The sequence below is a fragment of the Streptomyces sp. MI02-7b genome, from assembly GCF_033793585.1.
Classification (GTDB): domain Bacteria; phylum Actinomycetota; class Actinomycetes; order Streptomycetales; family Streptomycetaceae; genus Actinacidiphila.
The window spans coordinates 52,569-72,105 of record NZ_JARAWX010000031.1 but is presented as its reverse complement, the minus strand read 5'-3'; the positions used below and the strand labels follow the sequence as shown (position 1 = coordinate 72,105).

General features: G+C 75.4%; 18 protein-coding genes and 1 riboswitch. Of the genes, 9 read left to right on the top strand and 9 right to left on the bottom strand.

Annotated features, from left to right (window positions below; translation table 11 throughout):
* Nucleotides 1–6 precede the first annotated feature (6 nt).
* Nucleotides 7–441 (bottom strand): hypothetical protein, encoded by a 435-nt coding sequence (locus tag PV364_RS35355; RefSeq protein ID WP_319664858.1) that lies wholly within the window; start codon nt 439–441, stop codon nt 7–9.
* A gap of 235 nt (nt 442–676) precedes the next feature.
* Nucleotides 677–2,923, bottom strand: a complete 2,247-nt coding sequence (locus PV364_RS35350; RefSeq protein WP_319664897.1) for a phage holin family protein — start codon at nt 2,921–2,923, stop codon at nt 677–679.
* A gap of 128 nt (nt 2,924–3,051) precedes the next feature.
* Between PV364_RS35350 and PV364_RS35345 the strand changes: the two genes are divergently transcribed.
* Nucleotides 3,052–3,834: an MBL fold metallo-hydrolase gene (locus PV364_RS35345; RefSeq protein ID WP_319664856.1), complete on the top strand. Its 783-nt coding sequence runs from the start codon at nt 3,052–3,054 to the stop codon at nt 3,832–3,834.
* Nucleotides 3,831–4,496, top strand: a complete 666-nt coding sequence (locus PV364_RS35340) for a DedA family protein (RefSeq protein WP_319664855.1) — start codon at nt 3,831–3,833, stop codon at nt 4,494–4,496. The genes PV364_RS35345 and PV364_RS35340 overlap by 4 nt, the downstream gene beginning before the upstream one ends.
* Before the next feature lie 619 nt (nt 4,497–5,115).
* Here PV364_RS35340 and PV364_RS35335 read toward each other — a convergent pair.
* Nucleotides 5,116–6,351: an aminotransferase class I/II-fold pyridoxal phosphate-dependent enzyme gene (locus PV364_RS35335; RefSeq protein ID WP_319664854.1), complete on the bottom strand. Its 1,236-nt coding sequence runs from the start codon at nt 6,349–6,351 to the stop codon at nt 5,116–5,118.
* A gap of 132 nt (nt 6,352–6,483) precedes the next feature.
* Between PV364_RS35335 and PV364_RS35330 the strand changes: the two genes are divergently transcribed.
* The gene (locus tag PV364_RS35330; RefSeq protein WP_319664852.1) at nt 6,484–6,645 is read left to right on the top strand and encodes a hydrophobic protein; all 162 of its coding nucleotides are present in this window, start codon (nt 6,484–6,486) and stop codon (nt 6,643–6,645) included.
* A gap of 104 nt (nt 6,646–6,749) precedes the next feature.
* On the opposite strand, the gene PV364_RS35325 is transcribed toward PV364_RS35330, so the two are convergent.
* On the bottom strand, nt 6,750–7,016 hold the full coding sequence (locus PV364_RS35325) for a DUF6158 family protein (RefSeq protein ID WP_319664850.1): 267 nt from the start codon (nt 7,014–7,016) through the stop codon (nt 6,750–6,752).
* Nucleotides 7,017–7,168: 152 nt separating this feature from the next.
* On the opposite strand from PV364_RS35325, the gene PV364_RS35320 reads away from it, so the two are divergent.
* Together PV364_RS35320 and PV364_RS35315 are read left to right on the top strand one after the other, a co-directional pair.
* Complete coding sequence (locus tag PV364_RS35320) at nt 7,169–7,549, top strand: DUF2795 domain-containing protein (RefSeq protein WP_319664849.1); 381 nt, start codon at nt 7,169–7,171, stop codon at nt 7,547–7,549.
* Nucleotides 7,550–7,598: 49 nt separating this feature from the next.
* On the top strand, nt 7,599–9,056 hold the full coding sequence (locus tag PV364_RS35315; RefSeq protein ID WP_319664847.1) for a phosphatase PAP2 family protein: 1,458 nt from the start codon (nt 7,599–7,601) through the stop codon (nt 9,054–9,056).
* 112 nt (nt 9,057–9,168) lie between these two features.
* Here the strand turns inward: PV364_RS35315 and PV364_RS35310 are convergent, their stop codons facing one another.
* From PV364_RS35310 to PV364_RS35300, 3 genes are all read right to left on the bottom strand, one after another.
* Nucleotides 9,169–9,585: an SseB family protein gene (locus PV364_RS35310; protein ID WP_319664846.1), complete on the bottom strand. Its 417-nt coding sequence runs from the start codon at nt 9,583–9,585 to the stop codon at nt 9,169–9,171.
* 81 nt (nt 9,586–9,666) lie between these two features.
* A complete protein-coding gene (locus tag PV364_RS35305; protein ID WP_319664896.1) occupies nt 9,667–10,737 on the bottom strand; it encodes an RNA ligase (ATP) in 1,071 nt (356 codons plus the stop codon).
* A gap of 72 nt (nt 10,738–10,809) precedes the next feature.
* Entirely contained in the window at nt 10,810–12,735 is a 1,926-nt protein-coding gene (locus tag PV364_RS35300) for a DUF5107 domain-containing protein (protein ID WP_319664844.1), read from the bottom strand.
* 173 nt (nt 12,736–12,908) lie between these two features.
* On the opposite strand from PV364_RS35300, the gene fes reads away from it, so the two are divergent.
* Complete coding sequence (fes, locus tag PV364_RS35295; RefSeq protein WP_319664842.1) at nt 12,909–14,303, top strand: enterochelin esterase; 1,395 nt, start codon at nt 12,909–12,911, stop codon at nt 14,301–14,303.
* Nucleotides 14,304–14,387: 84 nt separating this feature from the next.
* The gene (locus PV364_RS35290) at nt 14,388–14,903 is read left to right on the top strand and encodes an N-acetyltransferase (RefSeq protein WP_319664840.1); all 516 of its coding nucleotides are present in this window, start codon (nt 14,388–14,390) and stop codon (nt 14,901–14,903) included.
* Nucleotides 14,904–15,037: 134 nt separating this feature from the next.
* Nucleotides 15,038–15,189: riboswitch (TPP riboswitch) on the top strand.
* Nucleotides 15,190–15,258: 69 nt separating this feature from the next.
* Here the strand turns inward: PV364_RS35290 and PV364_RS35285 are convergent.
* The gene (locus PV364_RS35285; protein ID WP_319664838.1) at nt 15,259–16,431 is read right to left on the bottom strand and encodes a L,D-transpeptidase; all 1,173 of its coding nucleotides are present in this window, start codon (nt 16,429–16,431) and stop codon (nt 15,259–15,261) included.
* Nucleotides 16,343–17,803, bottom strand: coding sequence for a glycosyltransferase 87 family protein (locus PV364_RS35280; protein WP_319664836.1), 1,461 nt, complete (start codon nt 17,801–17,803; stop codon nt 16,343–16,345). Before PV364_RS35280 ends, PV364_RS35285 begins: the two co-directional genes overlap by 89 nt.
* A gap of 113 nt (nt 17,804–17,916) precedes the next feature.
* On the opposite strand from PV364_RS35280, the gene PV364_RS35275 reads away from it, so the two are divergent.
* Together PV364_RS35275 and PV364_RS35270 are read left to right on the top strand one after the other, a co-directional pair.
* Nucleotides 17,917–19,086: a molybdopterin-dependent oxidoreductase gene (locus tag PV364_RS35275; protein ID WP_319664834.1), complete on the top strand. Its 1,170-nt coding sequence runs from the start codon at nt 17,917–17,919 to the stop codon at nt 19,084–19,086.
* A complete protein-coding gene (locus tag PV364_RS35270) occupies nt 19,083–19,502 on the top strand; it encodes a hypothetical protein (protein ID WP_319664832.1) in 420 nt (139 codons plus the stop codon). Before PV364_RS35275 ends, PV364_RS35270 begins: the two co-directional genes overlap by 4 nt.
* Nucleotides 19,503–19,537: the final 35 nt, after the last annotated feature.

Below are 19,537 nucleotides of genomic sequence, written 5' to 3'. Positions count from 1 at the left end.
CGCCTGCTACAACGAGTCCGCCACGACACGGCCCGCCATCACGGCCTCCACGAAGGGCCCGGGCGGCGCGTAGTGGTGGGTCAGGACGTAGTGGGCGACCATGTCCGGGGCGATCAGCCAGGTGTCCGCGCCGGTGTGGACCCGGACCTCGCCGTGGCCGACGAGGATGCGCTCGCGTCCCCGGGCCACGGTGACGGGGTGGGCCCGCCGGCCGCCCCCGAAGAAGCGGCGGCGGCACAGCCCGCAGCCGTGCCAGCCGCGGGTGATGGCGAAGCGGTGGTCACGGCAGAGCGCGAACAGCCGGTCGGCGAAGGCCTCGTCGGGCTCGGCGCGGCTGAAGGGGTGGGCGGGGTCGAGCCATCCGACGGCGCGCGCGGAGACCTCGGACGGAATCGTTTCTGTGAAATAGCCGTACGAACTCAGGTCCTCGTAGTACGTCATGCCGCCCCTCCGCGGGCTCCGCGCCGCGCGCGGTAGCTGGTCAACCGCGGGCCAGCGTCCATCACGGAGGCCGCCCGGTCAATCACCCGTTCGCGCGGCGCGTCCCGCCCACCGCGCGCACCGGCGCTCCGGCCAGCGGCGACGGGGCGCGCCCGGTGACCGGCGGCCGTGGCCGGACGGAAGGAGAACCCGAAAGAGATCATGGCCGGACGGATGTCCCGACCGGCCCGCCCGCTCAGCCGGTGACCCGCTCCGCGTCCGCGTCGCCCGCCGGGTCCTCCGCCGTCGCCGCGCGCGGCGACGGCAGGACGCCCCTGCGGCCCAGCCAGTCGCTGAACAGCCCGTGCACCGCCCCCGCACCCACCAGCCGCTCGTCCGGGCCCGGCCCCTCCAGCTCGTAGGGGTGCAGCAGGAAGGCGCGGCTCTGGTCGCCGCCCAGTCCGCCGTGCGAGCCGACCTGCTCCTCGAAGGCGTGCACCGCGTGGGTCACCGGGTCGTACGCGGAATTGACCATGATGTCCGCCGCGTGCGGGAAGGCGGCGGTGCGCCGCACGGCCGCCACCGCGTGCGGGCCGAAGGGCGCCAGTGGGTCGGGGCCGGTCACCCGGCCGGTGTCCAGCTCGTGCTCCCCGCCCCCGGGGCCCAGCACCAGCGGCCCCCGCCCGGCGTCCTGGACCAGCAGGAAGCCGATGCCCGGGTGCTCGGCGAGCGTGCGCAGCAGCGCGGGGTGGCGGGCCTCGATCCGTGCCCGGTCGGCGCGGCCCGGAAGGTCCGGGAAGGAGATCAGCCCGAGGTTGCCGGAGGCCAGCACCACCGGGTCCGAGGACGGACCCGCGGTCGCGTGCTCCTCCTCGGTGTGCCGGTTCCACTCCGGGCGGTTCAGCGCCGCGCGCGCCGCGGCACGCGCCTCGGCACCGCTCACCGTGCGCCGGGCCCGGCGCCGCACCGGCAGCCCGCACCCGGCGCGGACCAGGTCCTTCAGGGTCAGTCCGTAGGCGCTCTCGAAGGTCTCGCCGTGGCTCTGCCCGTGGTCGGACAGCAGCACCAGCCGGTAGGGGCGGGGGGCGTACCGCGACGCGTCCGCGATCATCCGGACGACCCGGTCCAGGCGGCGCAGGACGCGCATGGCGTCCCGGCTGCGGGGGCCGGAGTGGTGGGCGACCTCGTCGTAGGCGACCAGGTCCGCGTAGACGGCGGTGCGCCCGGCGAGCATGTCGCCGACCACCGCCGCCGCGGCCACATCGCGCTCCACGACCGTGGCGAAGGCCCGCAGGAAGGGGTAGAGCCCGCCGCGCCGCACCCGGGGGCGGTCGCCCCGCAGCCGGGCGGCCGAGGACTCGCAGATCTCCCGCACCACCTCGGCCAGGAAGGACGCGGCCGTGCGCACGGCGTTGGCGGGGTCGGAGAAGTACGCGAAGTAGCCGGTGCGCGAGCGGGTCTCGCGCACCCGCGCTATCCGCGGCGCGGCGCCCGCCGTCTCCCGTCCCCGGACCCGGGAGACCCGGGCGGCCGAGGCGGCGACGGTGCGGGCCATCGCCAGCCGGTCCGCGGAGAAGCGCCGGCGCCGGGTCGAGACCGACATGACCAGGGCGAGCTGTTCCGCGCCGCCGCTGAAGAGGTTGCCGCGGCTGGCGCCGTCCGGGGCGAGCAGACCCGGCCGTCCGGTGCGGGCGACCGCGCGCCGCTCCAGCTCGGCGGCGCACGACGGCCGATTGCAGACCATCACCTGCGCCGTGTCCTTCTCGTACCACCGGAAGGCCGGCACGTCCGCGTCGGAGCCGTGCAGGATCGCCAGCTGGCTCGCTCCGGTCTGGCTGCTCCAGTCCGTGATCCAGGGCACCAGGCGATGGCTGCTGTCCAGCCACCGCGCCACCGTCTCCATCGCGGGCGGCCTCAACCGCCCGCTCCTCGACGGCATCGGCCGCACGGCCTCGCGCAGTACGTCGTGCCCGACCCCGTCCAGCTGCACGAAGACGAAGCCCGGTTCCTGCGCTTCGCGCCGCGCACCGCCGTCCGCGCCCCGCGGTCTGCGGCGGCGGCCGGCCAGCCGGGCGAGCCGGCGCCCGTAGGCCGCGTCGTCGCGCATCGCGAGGGCCGTACTGGTGCCGGAGGACGCCGCCGACATCACGGCGGCGATGGCGACGGCCGTCGCGGGACGGATGTCGCCCTGCCAGTCGGGGGTGAAACGGATGGCGATCAGCAGCAGGGAGCCGTTGAGGAAGAACACCAGCAGCCCGAGCACCAGGGCCGGCACCAGCAGCACCGCGCGCACCAGCACCGGCCAGACCAGGGCGCTGAGCAGGCCGAACGCCCCCGCCGCGACGGCCGCCGTGATCGCGATCCGGGTCGGGCTGTCGCCGCTCGGCGACTGGATGCGGAAGTCCGGCAGGATCCCGGCGAGCGCGGCCATTGTCGCCGTCGACACCGCCCAGACCAGGAGTACGCGGGCGATCGTGTACCCGGCGGCTCGCCACCGATGCAGCACCGCCCACCTCACCTCACGTCCGAACGGCCTTCGACATCCCCAAGCCTGACACAGGCCCTCCGGCGCACCGCAGGCGCGGCGGAGCATAGGCTCGCGTGGAGGCGTGGCGAGGCGAGGAGGCGGGCGTGGCGGTCGAGATCACCTGGTGGGGTCATGCGACGGTGACCGTGCGGGACTCCGGCGTGCGGGTGCTCACCGATCCGCTCTTCGTCCCCCGCCTCGCGCACCTGCGCAGGCGGCGCGGGGCCGTACCGCCGCCCGGCGCGGCGCTCGCGGATGTGGCGCTCGTCTCCCACCTGCACGCGGACCATCTGCACACCGGATCACTGGCCCGGCTCGCCCGCGGCACCCGCGTCCTGGTGCCGCGCGGCGCGTCCGCCGCCGTGCCCCGCCTGCGGCGGCTCGCGACGGACCTGCGGCTGGACGTGACCGAGGTCGCCCCCGGCGACAAGGTGCGGGTGGGGGATCTGACCGTGCGCGTGGTGCCCGCGGCGCACGACGGACGCCGCCTGCCCTACGGCCCGGAGCGCTCGCCCGCGCTCGGCTACGTCCTGGAGGGCGAGGAGCGCACGTACTTCGCCGGCGACACCGGCCTGTTCGACGCCATGGCCGAGGAGGTCGGGCCATGCGACGCCGCGCTGCTGCCGGTCGGCGGCTGGGGTCCGTTCCTGGGCGACGGCCACCTGAACCCGGCGCGCGCCGCCCAGGCCCTCGCCCGGCTGGCCCCGCGCGCGGCCGTGCCGATCCACTACGGCACCTACTGGCCGATCGGCATGGACGCCGTACGCCCCCATGAGTTCCACTCCCCCGGCGACGAGTTCGCCCGCCTGGCGGGGGACGTCGCACCGCGGGTGGCCGTGCACCGCCTGGACCACGGGGAGAGCCTGCGGCTGGAGGCGGCCCGGTGAGCGGACTCAGCGGTCTGGTGCATCTGGCGGCCGAGCAGACCTCCACGGAGTCCACCCGGCAGGCGGTGGGCTACCCGTCGCTCTTCCTGCTCGTCGTCCTGGGCTCCCTGGTGCCCGTCGTGCCCACCGGGGCCCTGGTCAGCGGCGCCGCCGTCGTGGCCTTCCACCAGACGGCGCCCTTCTCGCTTGCGCTGGTCTTCGTCGTCGCCTCCGCCGCCGCCTTCCTGGGCGACATCGCCCTGTACTGGCTCGGCCACCGCGGCGTGCACTCGCGCGGCGGCTCCCGCTGGCTGCGGCGGATCCAGGACCGCGCCGACCCCGGGCACCTGGCCGACGCCCAGCGCCGGCTGGACGAGCACGGGGTCGCCGTCCTCGTCCTGTCCCGGCTCGTCCCGGCAGGACGCATCCCCGTCATGCTCGCCTGCCTGCTCGCCGAGATGCCCCCGCGCCGCTTCGCCCGCGGCGACATCCCCGCCTGCCTGGCCTGGGCGGCGGCCTACCAGCTCATCGGCATCCTCGGCGGGTCCCTCTTCCCCGAACCCTGGCAGGGCGTCGTCGTCGCCGTCGCCCTCACGTTCGCCGTGGCCGCCGCCCCCCAGCTCTGGCGCCGCCTGCGCCCTCACCCCGACACCCCCGATCCGCACGACGCCTCCGCCCACTGACGGCCCGGCCGCGGCGGGCCGGATGGGGGGTGGGTATCGGGCGCGGCACTAGCCTGCCGAAGGCCATGCGCGAGGGCCGCACCGGCCGTTCCTCGGCAGCAGGGGTCGGAGCCGACCGGCAGGTGGCGAGGCGGGCTCGCGCACGCGCCACCCCCCGCCGGGCCGGCCGGACCGGGTGCCGGCCCGCGGTCGTCGCCGGAGGGCACGTGGTCCGGGGGTGGGCGGTCGCGCGGCCCATGCGCGACGTATCGCCACCGCCTCGGCAGTCCGAGCCCCCGCCGGAGACCCGGCGGCACGGCACCGCGCCCCACTGCGCGCCCGGCATGAGACGGCGCGGCTCTGGCGCCGCCTCCGCCTCCGCCCCGACACGCCGGCCCGGCCGCGGGCACGCCGCCGTGTGCGAGGGGGGCGGACGCCGCCGTGGTCACGTTGCGGACGACCCGCCGGGGAGCCGGACGCGTCGGCGGCCGTGGCGGCCCACGCACGGCAGGCCGTCACCCGGGAATGCACGCACAACCGGGCCACCGCCGGCTCTGCCGAGTCGGAACACCAGCGGCACAGCCCGCCATGCGCCCCGGCGCCGGGACCGGCGCGGAACAACCCCGTTCCCCGGCCCGGGTCAGTCGGTCGCCGTGGTGAGGGTCTCCAAGGCGGACGCCAGCGCCGCGACCGCCGCAGCCACGTGGGGCAGGGCGAGAGGGGCGGGGGAGGCCAGTGCGGCGGCGCGTTGGGAGGCGTCGGTGCCGTGGAGCGGGCCGGTGTCGATGCGGACGCGGAGGGCCTCGGGGTCGTCGCCGAAGCGGTGTGCGCCGGGCGCGGGCCGGCCCAGGCGGTCGGTGAGGACGGCCTCGAGGCTTTCGGCGTCGGTGACGCCGGCCGCGGCGAGTTCGGAGCGCAGCGGGCTGAAGTCGGCGTACAGGTGGAAGCCCGCCTCCGGGGGACGGGACAGGGCGCCGGCCCGGCCCACGACGTCGCAGGCGGCCCCCGCCATGGCGGCGTGCAGGCGGTTGGCCGCGGCGAGGTGCGCGCGGACCTCGGAGGGCTCGGACAGGGCGTGGGCGGCCGCGTCGGCGACCGGTCCCGGCAGCAGGGCGCGCAGGTCGGCGCAGTGCCGCAGGACGTCGGTCCGCAGGCTCGTGCCCCGCTCCGTGGCGGGGAAGCGGACGACGGCCGCGGGCCAGCCCGGCGGGGCGAGGGCCGCGCCGAGGTCGCTGATGACGACCGTCCGGGCGGGCAGCATCTCCGCCGGGGAGAGCAGCATCGTCTCGTGCGGCCGGTGCACGGCGTCGCCGTACGTCTCGTCGGACACCAGCAGCAGGCCGGCCTCCTCCGCCGCCTCGCACACCTCGTGCAGCAGTTCGGGCGGGGTCACGGTGCCGCTGGGGTCGTCGGCTGCGGCCAGGACCACCACCCGCGGCTCCGCGCCGTCCCCGCGGGCCCGCCGCACCGCCTCCAGCAGCGTGAAGGGGTCGGGCGCGCCGCCGCCGACCGAAGGCGTCGGCACGGCCACCGGGCGGCGGCCCAGCAGCCGCACCAGCGGCACGTGCCAGGCGGCGGAGGGCCGGGCGACCACGACGTCCCCGCCGATCGCCGCCAGCAGGGCGAGCAGCAGCGGCTCCGCGCCCGGTCCTGCGGCGGTGTGCGCGGCGTCCGTCGGCAGCCCGCGGCGGTCCCAGTAGCCCGCGGCGGCGGCCCGTACGGCCGCGCCGCCGCCCGGCGGATCGGCGGCCGAACGGCCCGGGAGGTCCGCGGCGATGCGCTCCGCCCAGTACGCGGGGACCGGCAGTCCGGGGTCGGGGCGGGCGGCGTACGGCGCGACGCAGCTCGCCGGGGCGGGCGGGGACGTCCGCTGCATCCGTACCTCCGGTGGTGGGGTCGGTCCTTCGGTCACCCTCGCACGCGGCGGCGGCTCCGCTCCCCGTCGGCGCGCGAACCCCACTGCGTAGCCCCGGCAATTGAGGGCAACCGGATTCCAGGAGGTGTTTCCATGGTCCCGCTTCTGCTCGTCCTTCTTCTCGCCCTGGTGCTCTTCGGGGCGGGTTTCGCCGTCAAGGTGCTCTGGTGGGTGGCTCTGATCGTCCTGGTGCTGTGGCTGGTCGGTTTCGTGGCCCGCAGCGGTTCCGGCGGGTCGCGCTGGTACCGGTGGTAGACGCCGGTCCCGGGGAACGAACGCGGGGCGTGCGGCGGCCGTTCGGCCGCCGCACGCCCCGATGTCCGGTGACGGCTCCCCCGGCCGCGTGCCGTTCGCCGCGGCTACTGCGCGGACGCGGACTGCGCCGGCATCGTCAGGACCCGGGCCCGTGCCCCGGCGCGGGTCCGGCCGGGGGCGACCATCCGCTGCGGATGGCGGCGCAGGTACTCCCCCTCGAGCGCCACCATGCGCGAGTTGTGGGCGTCGAGGGCCGACGGGGATCCGTACAGCAGCGTCTCGTGCCGGGTGCGGTGGACCGACTCCAGCTCGTGCACCAGCTGCCGTTCGTCCAGCTCTGCGGGGTCGACCCCGCCGCGGTATGGGCTCATGGGCCGCGCACCTTCCTTTCGCTGCCGGTGGCCTCGCACGTTTGGTACCCAGGACGACCCGATTCATCCGCTTCATGCCGTATTCGGCAGGCATTCAACGCCGCGAACGGGTAGACGATGAAGTACCCGGACCCCTGAGGAAAGGAGCCATCGTGCAACGAGGAAGCGACCGCCTGAGCGTCCATCGAGACGACGAGATGAAGCACGAACTGCGCGGACTGCTGCGCTCCGGGCACCCGACCCGGGTCGAGGAGTGGCAGGACCCCGAGCCGGCCGCCGACGACGACCTCGCGGTCGTGAACGGACCCGTTCTGTCCGGCGCCACGGACGGTCCGTCTCTGCGGTTCGAACTGGCCCGCCACCTGACCCGCAAGACGTTCCCGGCGCGGCGCGGCGACCTGCTGCGCACGCTGCGCGACCACCACGCGCCCGATCCGCTCACCGACCTGGTGGACGGCCTGCCGGGCGACAACCGGCGGTACTCCAACGTCCAGGACGTCGTACGGACGCTGGGGATGGGCCCGCAGGGCTGACCCCGGACGCACCGCATCCGGCAGTGGAACCGATCAGGAGGGAGTCGATGTGCGCCCGAAGCTGAGCGCGTGGGACAAGGAGCTGTTCCTGCGCGTCGCGACACGGGAGTGGCCGGCCGCGGAGCCCGTGCTGCCCCGGCTGAGCCGCGCCGCCAACCACGGCGCGCTGTGGCTCGGCGTGGCCGCCGGCATCGCGGCGGTGGGCGGCCGTCCGGGACGGCGGGCCGCGCTGCGCGGCATGGGGTCGCTCGCCCTCGCCTCGGCGGTGGTCAACACCGTCGGCAAGGGCGCGGTGCGCCGGGCCCGCCCGGTGCTGGACTCCGTGCCGGTGATCCGGCGCCTGTCGCGGCAGCCCGGCAGCACGTCCTTCCCCTCCGGGCACGCGGCCTCCGCGGTCGCCTTCGCGGCGGGCGTGGCCGTCGAGTCACCCCGCTGGGGGGCGGTCGTGGCGCCGCTCGCCTGGTCGGTGGCGTTCTCCCGGGTCTACACGGGCGTGCACTACCCCAGCGACGTGCTCGCCGGGATGACGCTCGGCGCCGGCGCGGCACTGGCCGTGCGCGGTCTGGTGCCGACCGGCCAGGACCTCGCCGTCCCGCCCACGCCTCAGGCCGACGCGCCCGCCCTGCCGGGCGGGCGCGGCCTGTACGTGGTGGTCAACGAGGTCTCCGGGCCCCCGCCGCTGCTGGGGATGCCCGCGGACCGGCTGCGGGCGGTGCTGCCGGAGGCCGTGGTCGAGGAGTGCTCCGAGGACGACGACCTCGCGGAGATGCTGGAGAAGGCCGCCCGCCAGGCCGCCGAGGCCGGCGGCGCGCTCGGCGTGCACGGCGGCGACGGCAGCGTCCGCCTCGCGGCGGAGATCGCCCTGCGCCACCGCGTGCCGCTCATGGTCTCCCCCGGCGGCACGTACAACCACTTCGCGATGGACCTGGCCATCGAGTCGATCGACGACGCGGCGCGTGCCGTGGAGGCAGGCACCGCCATCTCCGCCGACGTCGCCCGGATCACGCCGGTGGACGCGGACGGCAGTGCCGCGCGGCCGTCGCTGTTCCTCAACACCTTCAGCATCGGGGTGTACCCCGAGCTCGTCCGCTACCGCGAGCGCTGGTCCCGCCGCGTCGGCAGCTGGCCGGCCGGCATCCTCGCCGCGGTCCATGTCCTGCGCACCTCCAGCCCGCTCGACGTCGACATCAACGGGCGCCGCCACTCGGTGTGGATGCTCTTCGCCGGGAACGGCGCCTACCGCAGCCTCGGACCGGCTCCGGTGCGCCGCCGCAACCTGGCCGACGGGCAGCTGGACGTCCGCATGGTGCCCGGCAGTCCCTACGCCAGGACCCGGCTGCTCGCCGCGGCCGTCACCGGCTCCACCACCGCGCTGCTGCGGCGGGTGCGCCTGGGCGGCATCGCGCCGGGGACCCGGCTGGCCACGGACGGCGAGGTCGCACCCGCCCCGGCGGAACTGCTCGTCGACAAGGTGAACGAGGCGCTGACCGTCTACCGCCCGATGTAGCGGGTCCGGCGCCGTCGGCGCCCCCGGACACGACAGCGCCCCCGGTCGGCCGCCGCCGCCCCGGGGGCGCTGTCGTGTCCCCTGAATCTGGTGGATCCGGTGATCCCGGTCCTCAACCGGACAGACCGGCGAGGGCCCGGACCCCTTCGCCCTTGATGGTGAGGGTGTCCGGCGAGCCCGCGTCGATGGACAGCGTGAGCTCGTCCGAGGGCCAGCCGCTGCTCAGCGCGGACAGGGGCAGTATGCGGTAGCCCCTGGCGTTGGGCAGGGCGTGGGCGAGACGCACTTCCGAGGTGAAGACCGGCACGAGCTTGGTGCCGTCCTCCTGCTCGAACACCGGCAGGCTGATCGTCTCCTGCTCCGCGGCGTCGCCGTCCGCTGCCTCCTCCGGCGGCCCGGGGACCGGGAGCAGCACGTCACTGGCCGCGAGGGTGCTGAGCGCGGTGGCGTTGTCACCGCCCGTGGCGATCTCGTGCAGGGCGCGCTGTGCCGGCGGCTGGGCGCCGTTGGGGGCGCTGAAGTCGGTCATGTCCGTTCCCTTCTCATGCGTGCGCTGTGGAGTGACTCGAGGGCTGCGCCTGCCCAGCGACGGGACGGCCATGCGTACCGGTCATTCGAATTCGGTACCGCCCTTGCGGGTGAGGTAGGCGTCGCTCACGACCTTGGCGATGGCACGGCCGCCGAGCAGGGGACTGTGGCGGTCCGCGGCCGCGCGGACGACAACGCCCTCCCGCAGGTGGAGGCCGCGGCCGGAGACGGTCTCGGCGCCCCGTGCCAGCGCCAGGGCGACGTCGAGGTCGAAGGGCCCCGCGTGCAGCCGTGGCACCACCGGCAGCGTGCCGTCGGACAGCACGTCGGCCGGGTCCAGCCAGCGCACGTCGCCGTCGATCTCGGCGGCGACGTCGAAGGCCGCGTAGCCGGGGACGTCCCGGCGCCCGTCGGCGCCGTAGCCGAGGTCCTGGACGCCGGAGCCGTACACCTCGCCGAAGAGGCCGACGCGGGTGGCTCCCAGCCGCCCGGCCAGCGCGGCGGCCGCGGCGGGCAGGCCGTGGCCGTGCGCGGCGCGCCAGTACAGGTTGTGCGGGGACTCCTTGAGGGCCAGCCGCTGGGCGCCGAGGCCCTTGGAGGTGACCAGGACCTGCCCGGTCGCCGCCACGTACGTCAGGGCGCAGGCGGTGCCGTGCAGCTTCTCCGTGATCACGACCGGCTCGCCGGGGGCGAAGACGTCGGGGTAGCGCTTGAGGTTCTCGATGTCGATCCACGGCAGCAGGTCCGGCGCCGCTTCCACGTCGCCGCTCATCGACACCGGGACCGGCGGCACCCATTTGGTGATGCCGAGCAGTCCGGCGAAGTCGGCGTCGTCGGTGGCCGCGCGTGCCAGGTCCGTGCCGTCGAGCGCCGCCGGGCGGCACACGATGCCCTGGGACAGCTCGCCGCGCAGCCGGACCGCCTTGACACGGTTGGCGGCCGGCCCGGCGAGCCGTCCCGTCAGCCCGAGTTCGGCGATCAGGGCGTCCGGCAGCACGGACTGCTCGGGGATGTAGAGCGCGACGTCGCCTGTGCGGTAGATGCCCTTGACCACGACCGCCCGGTAGAGGCCGACCTGGGCGAGCTCCAGGGCGTCCGCGTTCGGGTGGTCGTGGACGGTGAGCCGTTCGGCGGTGACGCGCAGCGTCGACATGGTCATCCCCCTCGTGGTGGTGCTCGGGAGGCACCACTGTGCGGGGTGTCGTGCGCCGCGGGCCAACGGTTTTCAGGGCGCCATGCGGAAGTCGTAGGCCTCGGGGAGCGGTTCGGCGCCACCGGTGACGGTCCGCCAGGTGAGGTGCAGGGAGTCCTCGCCCTCCCGCAGGTCGTCGACGGTGAAGCCGGTGTCGAAGACCGCCCGCGCGCCCGCGATGTCGCCCTGGGCGCACAGGACTTGGGCGTGCAGGAGGCGGAAGCGGCCACGGGCGAGGACCGCGGCGGGGAGGTCCGCCAGGACGGCGGCGGCGTCGGCGGGACGGCCCGCCGCGAGCAGGGCCGGGACCGCCTCGCGGGCAAGGGCTGCGCGGACGCTGTCCCGCGAGGTGCCCTCCGCCTGGACGCGGACGGCGTCGAGGTAGCGCTCCGCCGCGCGCGCGTGGTTGCCGTCGGCCCGGTCGGCGGCGGCGAGGCAGTGCAGGGGCAGCCACGAGCGGGTGCGGGCGGCGGAGCGCTCCCAGCTGCGGACGGCCTGGGCGCGGTCGCCCGCGTCCCATTGGGCGAGGCCGAGGTGGTGGTCGAGGTACCACTCGTTGCCGTCGTAGGTGCCCGCGGTCTCCAGGAGTTCGCGCCATTCGGGCGAGACGAGCGCGGGGCCGGGCACGGCGTCGTCGCCGGGGGCCTTGGGGAACACACCCGCGAGGAGCAGTTCCAGCCACGGCTTCTGCCGCTCGTCCATGGTGTCCGGGGCGAACGGCGTGCCGGGCAGGTCGTGGTGGCCGCGCAGCACCTCCAGGGCGCCCCAGCCCGAGCCGGAGGCGAGGACGTCCTTCGGTTCCGCGTCGGCGGCGGGCAGCCATGCCTCGTACGCCACGCGCACCCGCTCCCGCGGGAGCGCGGCCTCGAGGCGGGCCTCGATGTCGCCCGCACCGGCGTCCGGCGCCGCGTCGAGCGGGCCGTAGGCCTCCAGCCAGGAGACGTCGGCGCCGGCGGCCAGCGGCAGGTGCTCGAGCTGGGTGGGCGCGAGACCGGCCTGGATCTCCAGGTAGCCGCCGGTCCCGGTGTCACCCGCGAGCCAGCGCTGCCAGCGGCGGCCGCCGCGCCCCTGGCCCCAGACGAAGAGCTTGCGGCCGCGCAGCGTGTCGGTGGAGGTCTGGACGAGGCCGCGGCCGTCCGCGCCGAGTGCGGCGATCCAGGGGCGGGTGCCGTCCGCCAGGTCGTAGAACCAGTCGGCCGGGTGCTCGGACGCGGTGGGCTCCTCCGGGACGGGCACCCGGTGCAGCGTCCGGTCGGAACCGAAGTGCCAGGCGTGGCCGGCGGGGGCGACGACCCGGGTGCCCGGTGTCTGGGGGACGGCGGTGTTGGACCACCAGTAGAGGGGAACGGTCCGGTGGTGAGGATTGCGGACACGGATGCCGGCATAGAGGAAGTCGGAGCCGTCGGGAAGCCAGAGGTCGACCTGGTACGGCAGGTCGCGCAGTCGTTCCCATTCCCAAAGGCGCAGCATCTCGCCGCCGTCGGGCGCGGGAACGCGGGCGGCGTGCAGCGGGGCGCAGGTCATCGTGGTGTGGCCGGTGGCACCCGGGTTCCATTCGACGCCACCGGAGAACCAGGCCCCGGCGAGCCCGAAGTCGGCGAACTGCAGGACCGGGTTGACGTGCAGCAGTTCCCGGCCGGTCGGCTTGTGGTGCAGCGAGTACAGGCGGCCGCCGAGCCCGGGCAGGACGGTGGCGCGCAGCCGGTCGTTCTCGATGACCACGGTGTCGAGGGCGGTGGGCGTACGCTCGCGCGTGTAGCCGTCCAGACGCGGTACGGGGAGCAGCGTGCGCAGGTGCCCGTAGGCGATGCGGCGGGCCATCGCGGGCGGTACCGCGGTGCTCTCCGCTTCGTCGAGCACATGCAGTTCGCGCGGGGCGCGCAGCGCGGGCAGCGGGTTCTCCGGGCCGAGCGGGGCTGCGGGGAGGGTGAGGGTGCTGCGTCGCACGGTGGTGGCCAAGAGGCTCCCTCTCTTCGGCGCCGATGGGCGGGTGAGGACATGGAACCCCGGATCGGCCCGCGCCGACAGGGGTTTGGTCACGGTGCGACGGGCCTCACGGCGACTTCAGGTTGAGGAGAGAGTGACTTTAAATGTCCTTTGCCGTCGGAGACGTCCAGGAGGGTTTGCCGATCATGCCGTCCGCGTTGTGGAGCCCACCGTCCAACACGTCGCTGCGCGCGCCGCGCTTCCCCCGGCCCGTACCGGTGGAACGCGCCCGCAGCCCGCGGATCGCGGCGCTCGCCGAACGCCCCGATCACGAGCGCGACTTCTGGCGCGCCGTGGAAGCCGAGGGAACGCCCCTGGTGGAGGCCGTCGACGGTGACCCGGGGCACGCCGCCGTCACCTTCCTGTGGCGGGGCACGGCCTCGACGCGCGCGGTGCTCGTGCTGCCCAACCAGGTGGTCGACCCCGACGACCTGGCGGGCAACCTCATGGCCCGCGTCCCGGGCACGGACGTGTGGCACTGGACGATACGGATGCGGGCCGACTGGCGGGCCACGTACGCGCTGTGCGTGGACGACGGCGACGACGGCGGGAGCCCCGGCGAGGGCCACGCCCTGTCAGGGGGCGCCCTGTCAGCGGGCGGCCGCGACCTTCCCGGCGCGAGACAGGCGTATCTGCGGCGGCTGCGCCGCCACCCCCGGCGCGACCCCCTCAACCGGGCCGTCTTCCCAAGCCGTTGGGGCGCCGAGCCGCTGTCCGTGGTGGCCCTCCCGGCCGCCCCCGTGGCACTCGGCGGACGCCGGGCCCACCCCGGCGCCGGAACGGGGGAGTTGTCGATGCACACGCTGCGCAGCGGCCAGCTGCGCAACTGGCGGCGAGTGTGGGCGTACACGCCGGCCGGCCACGAGGACCTGGCCGGACTGCCCGTCGTCGTCCTGCTGGACGGCGACGTGTGGCAGCAACTGGGCATCGCCGGGCTGCTCGACGAGCTCATCCGCACACGCCTGCTGCCCCCGCTGGTCGCCCTGCTGCCGGACGCGCTGGACAGCGACACCCGCCGTCGCGAACTCGCCTGCGACGAACGCTTCGTGGCCTTCCTGACCCGCGAGCTGCTGCCCTGGGCGGCCCGTCGCTGGTCCGTCACCGGCGACCCGTCCAGGACCGTCGTCGCCGGCCAGGGACTCGGCGGCCTGGCCGCGGCCTACACCGCGCTGCGGCGGCCGGAGCGCTTCGGCAACGTCCTGGCCCAGTCGGGCGCCTTCTGGTGGCCGGCCGCCCGGCGCGAGGGGGCCCGCCCCGAGGAATGGCTGACCGGCCGCGTCCGGGCCCTCGCCCGCCGGCCGGTCCGCTTCCACCTGTCCGCCGGCCTCCAGGAGTGGGGCGTGCCGGCCGCCGGCCGCCGGCTGCGCGACGCCCTGAGCGCCAAGGGGTACGAGGTCGCCCACCACGAGTACAACGGCGGCCACGACTACCTCTGCTGGCGCGACGATCTCGCCCACGGCCTGGTCACCCTGCTCCGCGGCCCCTTCCCCGGCGAGGTCCCCGGCGGCGGGCCCCGCGGACTGGTCGTCGGCGGCGGCTGAGGCCGTCGGCCCTCTACCCCCGTCCCGCGCCCTCCGGCGGGAAAACGGGTTGCCGCGGAGGCGTGCGGACCGGAGACTGCCCGGGTGCTGATCCGACGGGAGACCTCAGACGACCTGGCCGCCGTGCACGCGCTGACAGCGGCCGCCTTCGCGAAACCGGGGGCGGAGGTGCCCGTGGAGGCCACGCTGCTGGCGGAGTTGCGGGAGTCGGACGCGTGGCTGCCCCCGCTGTCGCTGGTGGCGACCGACGACGAGGGCGCGGTGGTCGGGCATGTCGTGTGCACGCGCGGCCATGTGGACGAGGTCCCCGTGGCGGCGCTGGGCCCGTTGAGCGTGGCGCCGGAGCACCAGCGGCGCGGGGCCGGGCTCGCGCTGGTCCACTCCGTGCTGGGCGCGGCCGACGCCCTCGGGGAGCCGCTGGTGGCGCTGCTGGGCAGCCCCGCCTACTACGGCCGCTTCGGCTTCCGTGCCAGCACCGACTACCGGATCACACCGCCGGATCCGGCCTGGGGCCCGTACTTCCAGGTGCGGCCGCTGGCCGCGTACGCGCCGTCGGTCAGCGGGGCGTTCCGCTACGCGGAGCCGTTCGACCGTGTCTGAGCGCGAAGCGGATGCGACACGGGCACCTGTGTCCCAAAAATCATGAAATAAGGGCATTTAACCCTGGTGGTCCGCGGTGAACGGTATTAGGCTGAAAGAGACCTACGGGGCGAGCGAGGGAGTGCGGTAGCACCGAGAGCGGACAGGGAAGGTCCGACTTCCCCCGCGACCGGGTTCAACGGCCGTGCTGAGAGGCTTGAAGGTCAGGGAAGAGGCAAGGACCGGAGAGCGACCCCTAGCACCTGATCCGGACCATGCCGGCGAAGGGAGTCCCACCTCGTAGGTCGTCGACGGAGCCCGCGCCACGTGCGCGGGCTCCGTCGTGTGTGCGGTCCTTCCGGGCCTCCTGCCGGTGTCACAGGGCGCTGCCCGCGCTCCAGTCGGCCCAGTCGGCGTTCCAGGCGCCGTAGCCGTTGTTGAGCTGGACGGTGTCCGTGGAGTGGACGACGGTGACCGGGTCGCCGACATTGACGTGCTCGTAGAACCACTTGGCGTCGGCGGTGCTCATGCCGATGCAGCCGTGGCTCCCGTTGACCCGCCCGAACTTGCCGTCGTTCCAGGGGGCGGCGTGGGTGAAGGTGCCCGAGGTGGTCAGGCGGACGTCCCACTTGACGTCCTTGAGGTTGTAGGCCTCGGGGCCGAAGATGCGGACGGTACGGGAGTTCATGGTGATGCTGGGAGTCTTCTCCAGGACGACCATGGTGCCGTTCCAGGTCTCGTAGCCGGGCTTGCCGGTGGAGACCGGGAGGGTGCGCACGACCTCGCCGTCGCGGCGCAGGGTGAGGGTCTTGCGGGAGGTGTCGACGGTGGTGGTGACGGCATGCCCGATCCGGAAGTGCACGACGCGGTTCTGGGTGCCGTAGACCCCGCCGCCCGCGTCGACCCCGTCGAGGTTCATGCGGAGGGTGACCTCGGTGCCGGCCTTCCAGAAGGCGCGCGGCCGCCAGTCGACGCGGTCGCGGCCGCTCCAGTCCTTCATCCAGCTCCATGAGCCGTCGACGGCGGGCGACGCGGTGACGGAGAGCTTGCGCTCGACGGCGGCGCGGTCGTGGACGGGCCGGTTGAAGACGATGGAGACGGGCATGCCGACGCCCACCGTGGTGCCCTTGTCGGGGTGGTACTCCCCCACGAAGGTGCGGTCGGCCTCGGCGGTGCTGAAACGCACGTGCTTGGTGAGCGCCTTGCCGTCGTCGCCGGTGGCGCGGGCGACGACGTCGTAGGTGACGCCCGGCGCGAGATGCCCGGTCGAGGTCCAGCCGGCCTTGCCGGAGGCGAGGGTGCCGGACAGCGCTCCGGGGCCGGGCGCGGTGACGCGGACGGAGTCCAGCCGGCCGGAGGTGACGCGGACGGTCACCTTGCGATCGGTGGGAACGGGCTGCCCCGCCGAGGCGGGGCTGACGGTGATCGCCGGACGGTCGGCAGCGTCCCCGCCGCCCGCGTCACCGGACCCGCTGCACGCGGAGAGTGACGCGGCGACGGACAGTGCGAGGACCGCGGCGGACGTGCGCGGTATCCGGTCGGAATGCATGGGTCGGATCCTCCCCGGTCGAGTCGTACCTCTCCTTCTGCCCGGGAGGGCGCCGGTCCACCGCATGCCGTACGAACGCACCGATGACGACGGCGAGGGTCGCGATCCCGTAGGAGGCGGCCTGTTGCGCGGGGCCCCCGGCGAGGTAGAGCACAGCCCCGGCCGCGGCGACGGACAGCCACTCCCACCGTCCGTCGAGCGCGACGAGGGCGACGACCAGCAGGGCGTACCAGGAGTACGAGGGCGAGGTGACGAGCAGCGCCGTGCCCGTCACGAGGAGGGCGCCGCTCCAGGGCCGGTCCGGATCGCCGCGGCGCAGCACGTACAGGGCGGTGACCGCGACCACGGCCGCGGCGGCGAACCCGGCGGCGGTGTCGGGCAGGACGAGGCGCAACAGCGCGAAGCGCCTGACGTGCGCCGAGTCGTAGCCCTCCTCCTGGAGGTAGCCGGGGAGGTAGCCGAGGACGCCGCTGCCGGAGGCCAGGACGTACGGAAGGTAGGCGAGGACGACGACGAGTGCGGCGGGCAGCAGCACGCGCGCCGCCTCGCGCGGGCGGCGCACTCCCGCGAGGACCCCCGACAGCGCGCCCGGCAGGGCGAGGACGGGCAGCAGTTTGACGGCGACGGCGGCGCCGAGAAGCGCGCCGCGCCGCGCTCCGGTGACGCCGAGGGCGAGGACGAGGAGGAGCACGCCGAGGGTGTCCACATGCGCGTTGTTGACGGCCTCGACCGGCACGGCGGGGCACCAGGCCCACAGCGCGGCACGCCGCGGATCTCCGCCGCGCCGCCGGAGCACGGCGAGCAGGGCGACGGTGGTGGCCACGGCCAGGAGCGCACCGCCGGTCTGCACGGCCTTGTGGCGGGCGCCGTCCGGGGACAGGGCGTGCACGGCGAGGAACCAGCCCTCGGCGACGGGCGGGTAAATGGTGTGCACGGTGGGGCGGTTGACGAGCGTGCAGGCGCCACCGGGGACCGGGTGCTCGTCCCAGGCGCGGCAGGCGCCGCCCTCCGGGAAGAGCCACGGGTCGCGCAGCGCGCCGAGTTCCGGCGCCGAAGGGGCGTACGTGTACGGGGAGATGCCCGCCGCCTGCACGCGGCCGTCCCAGGCGTAGCGGTACATGTCGTCGCTCGTGCCCGGCGGCCCGGCGAGCCCCGCCAGGGCGAGGGCCGCACCGCCCGCGACGACGAGGGCGACGGCCCGCCGCACCGGCACCTTGCGCACGGCGACGGCCGCGGCGGCGAACAGCGCCCAGGCGACGGCCTGGCGCAGCAGCATCCGGCCGGGCGTGTCGTGCTGGACGGCCGTGGCGACGGCCGCGGTGAGGGCGGCGAGCAGGGCGGCGGTGGCGGCGGTGGCGGTTCGGGTACCCACGGTCCCACCGTCGCAGGTCACGGCGGTGCGGGCGATCACGCGCGCCGTTCGTCCGTATTCCGTAAGGAGTCGGAGGCCCTGTCCCGGGGGTCGCGGGCGGTGTGATGGGAGACATGAGACGCCCCGCCCTTCCTCCAAGGTTCCCCCTGCCCAAGGCGCCGCCGCCCCCGGTGTTCACGGGGCGGCTGCACGACCCTCGCACGGCGACGGTGGTCGGCCGCGCCCTGGGGGTCGCCGTCGCCGTCTGCTTCGTCACCGGCCTGGTGAGCCACTACCTGCAGCAGCCGCCTTCATGGGCCTCCGGCGCGCTGCCGAGCCGTCCGGTGTGGGGCTACCGCCTGACGCAGGGGCTGCATGTCGCGAGCGGGATCGCCGCCCTTCCGCTGCTCCTGGCGAAGCTGTGGACGGTCTACCCGCGGCTGTTCGCCCGGCCCGCGGTGCGGTCGTTCGCGCACGCGCTGGAGCGGCTGTCGGTCGGCGTGCTGGTCGGCAGCGTGCTGCTGCAACTGGTGACGGGGCTGCTCAACACCGTTCAGTGGTACCCGTGGCCGTGGAACTTCCGTCCCGCGCACTGGGCGCTGGCCTGGGTGGCCCTCGGCGCGCTGCTGCTGCACCTGGCGGTCAAGGCGCCGGTCATCGCGGCGCACTGGTCGCGGCGGTCGTCCGGCACGCGGGAGCCGACCGGGGCCGACGGCCCCGACCGGCGGTCCTTCGTGGCGGCGGTGGCAGTGGCCACGGGCGCGGTGACCCTGACGACCGTCGGCCAGTCCGTGACCCCGCTCGGCCGCGCCGCCCTCTTCGCGCCGCGCAGCCCCGAACACGGCCCGCAGGGACTGCCGGTGAACCGCACCGCCACGGCGGCCCGCATCACCCCGCTCCTGCTGGCGGACTGGCGGCTCCAGGTGGCCGGTCCACGCCCGTTCGAGCTGACGCTCACCGAACTGCGCGCGGCGGCACAGCACTCGGCGGTGCTCCCGATCGCCTGCGTCGAGGGCTGGAGCCGGAACGCGCACTGGACCGGCGCCCGGCTGCGCGATCTGCTGGACCGCGCCGGCGCCCCGGCGGACGCACGCCTGCGCGTGGTCTCCCTGGAGCCCGAGGGGGCCTACGCGGTCACCGAGATGGGCGCCTCCTACGCCCGCGACCCGCTGACACTGCTCGCCGTCGCCCTCAACGGCCATCCCCTGTCGCTCGACCACGGCTACCCGGCGCGGATCATCGCCCCGAACCGGCCCGGCGTGCTGCAGACCAAGTGGGTCACCCGGCTGGAGGTGCTGCTGTGAGCGCGTCACGGCTGCTGCGCGGGGCGCTGGGCGTCGCGGGAGTGGCGGCGATGTCCCTGGGCGCCGCTCTTGTGCTGACGGATCGCCGGATCGGCTCGCCGGTGGGCGTGCTGATCTGGCTGGCGGCGGCGGTCGTCGTGCACGACGGCGTGCTCGTCCCCCTCGTGCTCGGCATCGGCGCACTCCTCCCGCTGCGTGCGCGCAGGCCGCTGCGGACCGGGCTGCTCACCGCCGGCTGCCTCACGGCGGTGGCCCTCCCGGTGATGCTGCGGCAGGGTCGGGGGGCCAACCCGTCGGTACTGCCGCTGGACTACGTGGGCAACTGGGGCCTGGCGATGGGCGTGGTGGCGGTCGCGACGGGGTGCGGGGTGGTGCTGGCGCGCGTGCGGCAGCGCCGTGCCGCCGCGCGAAGGTGACTGGCAACCCGGGAGGTTTCGACCTCTTCGCCCGG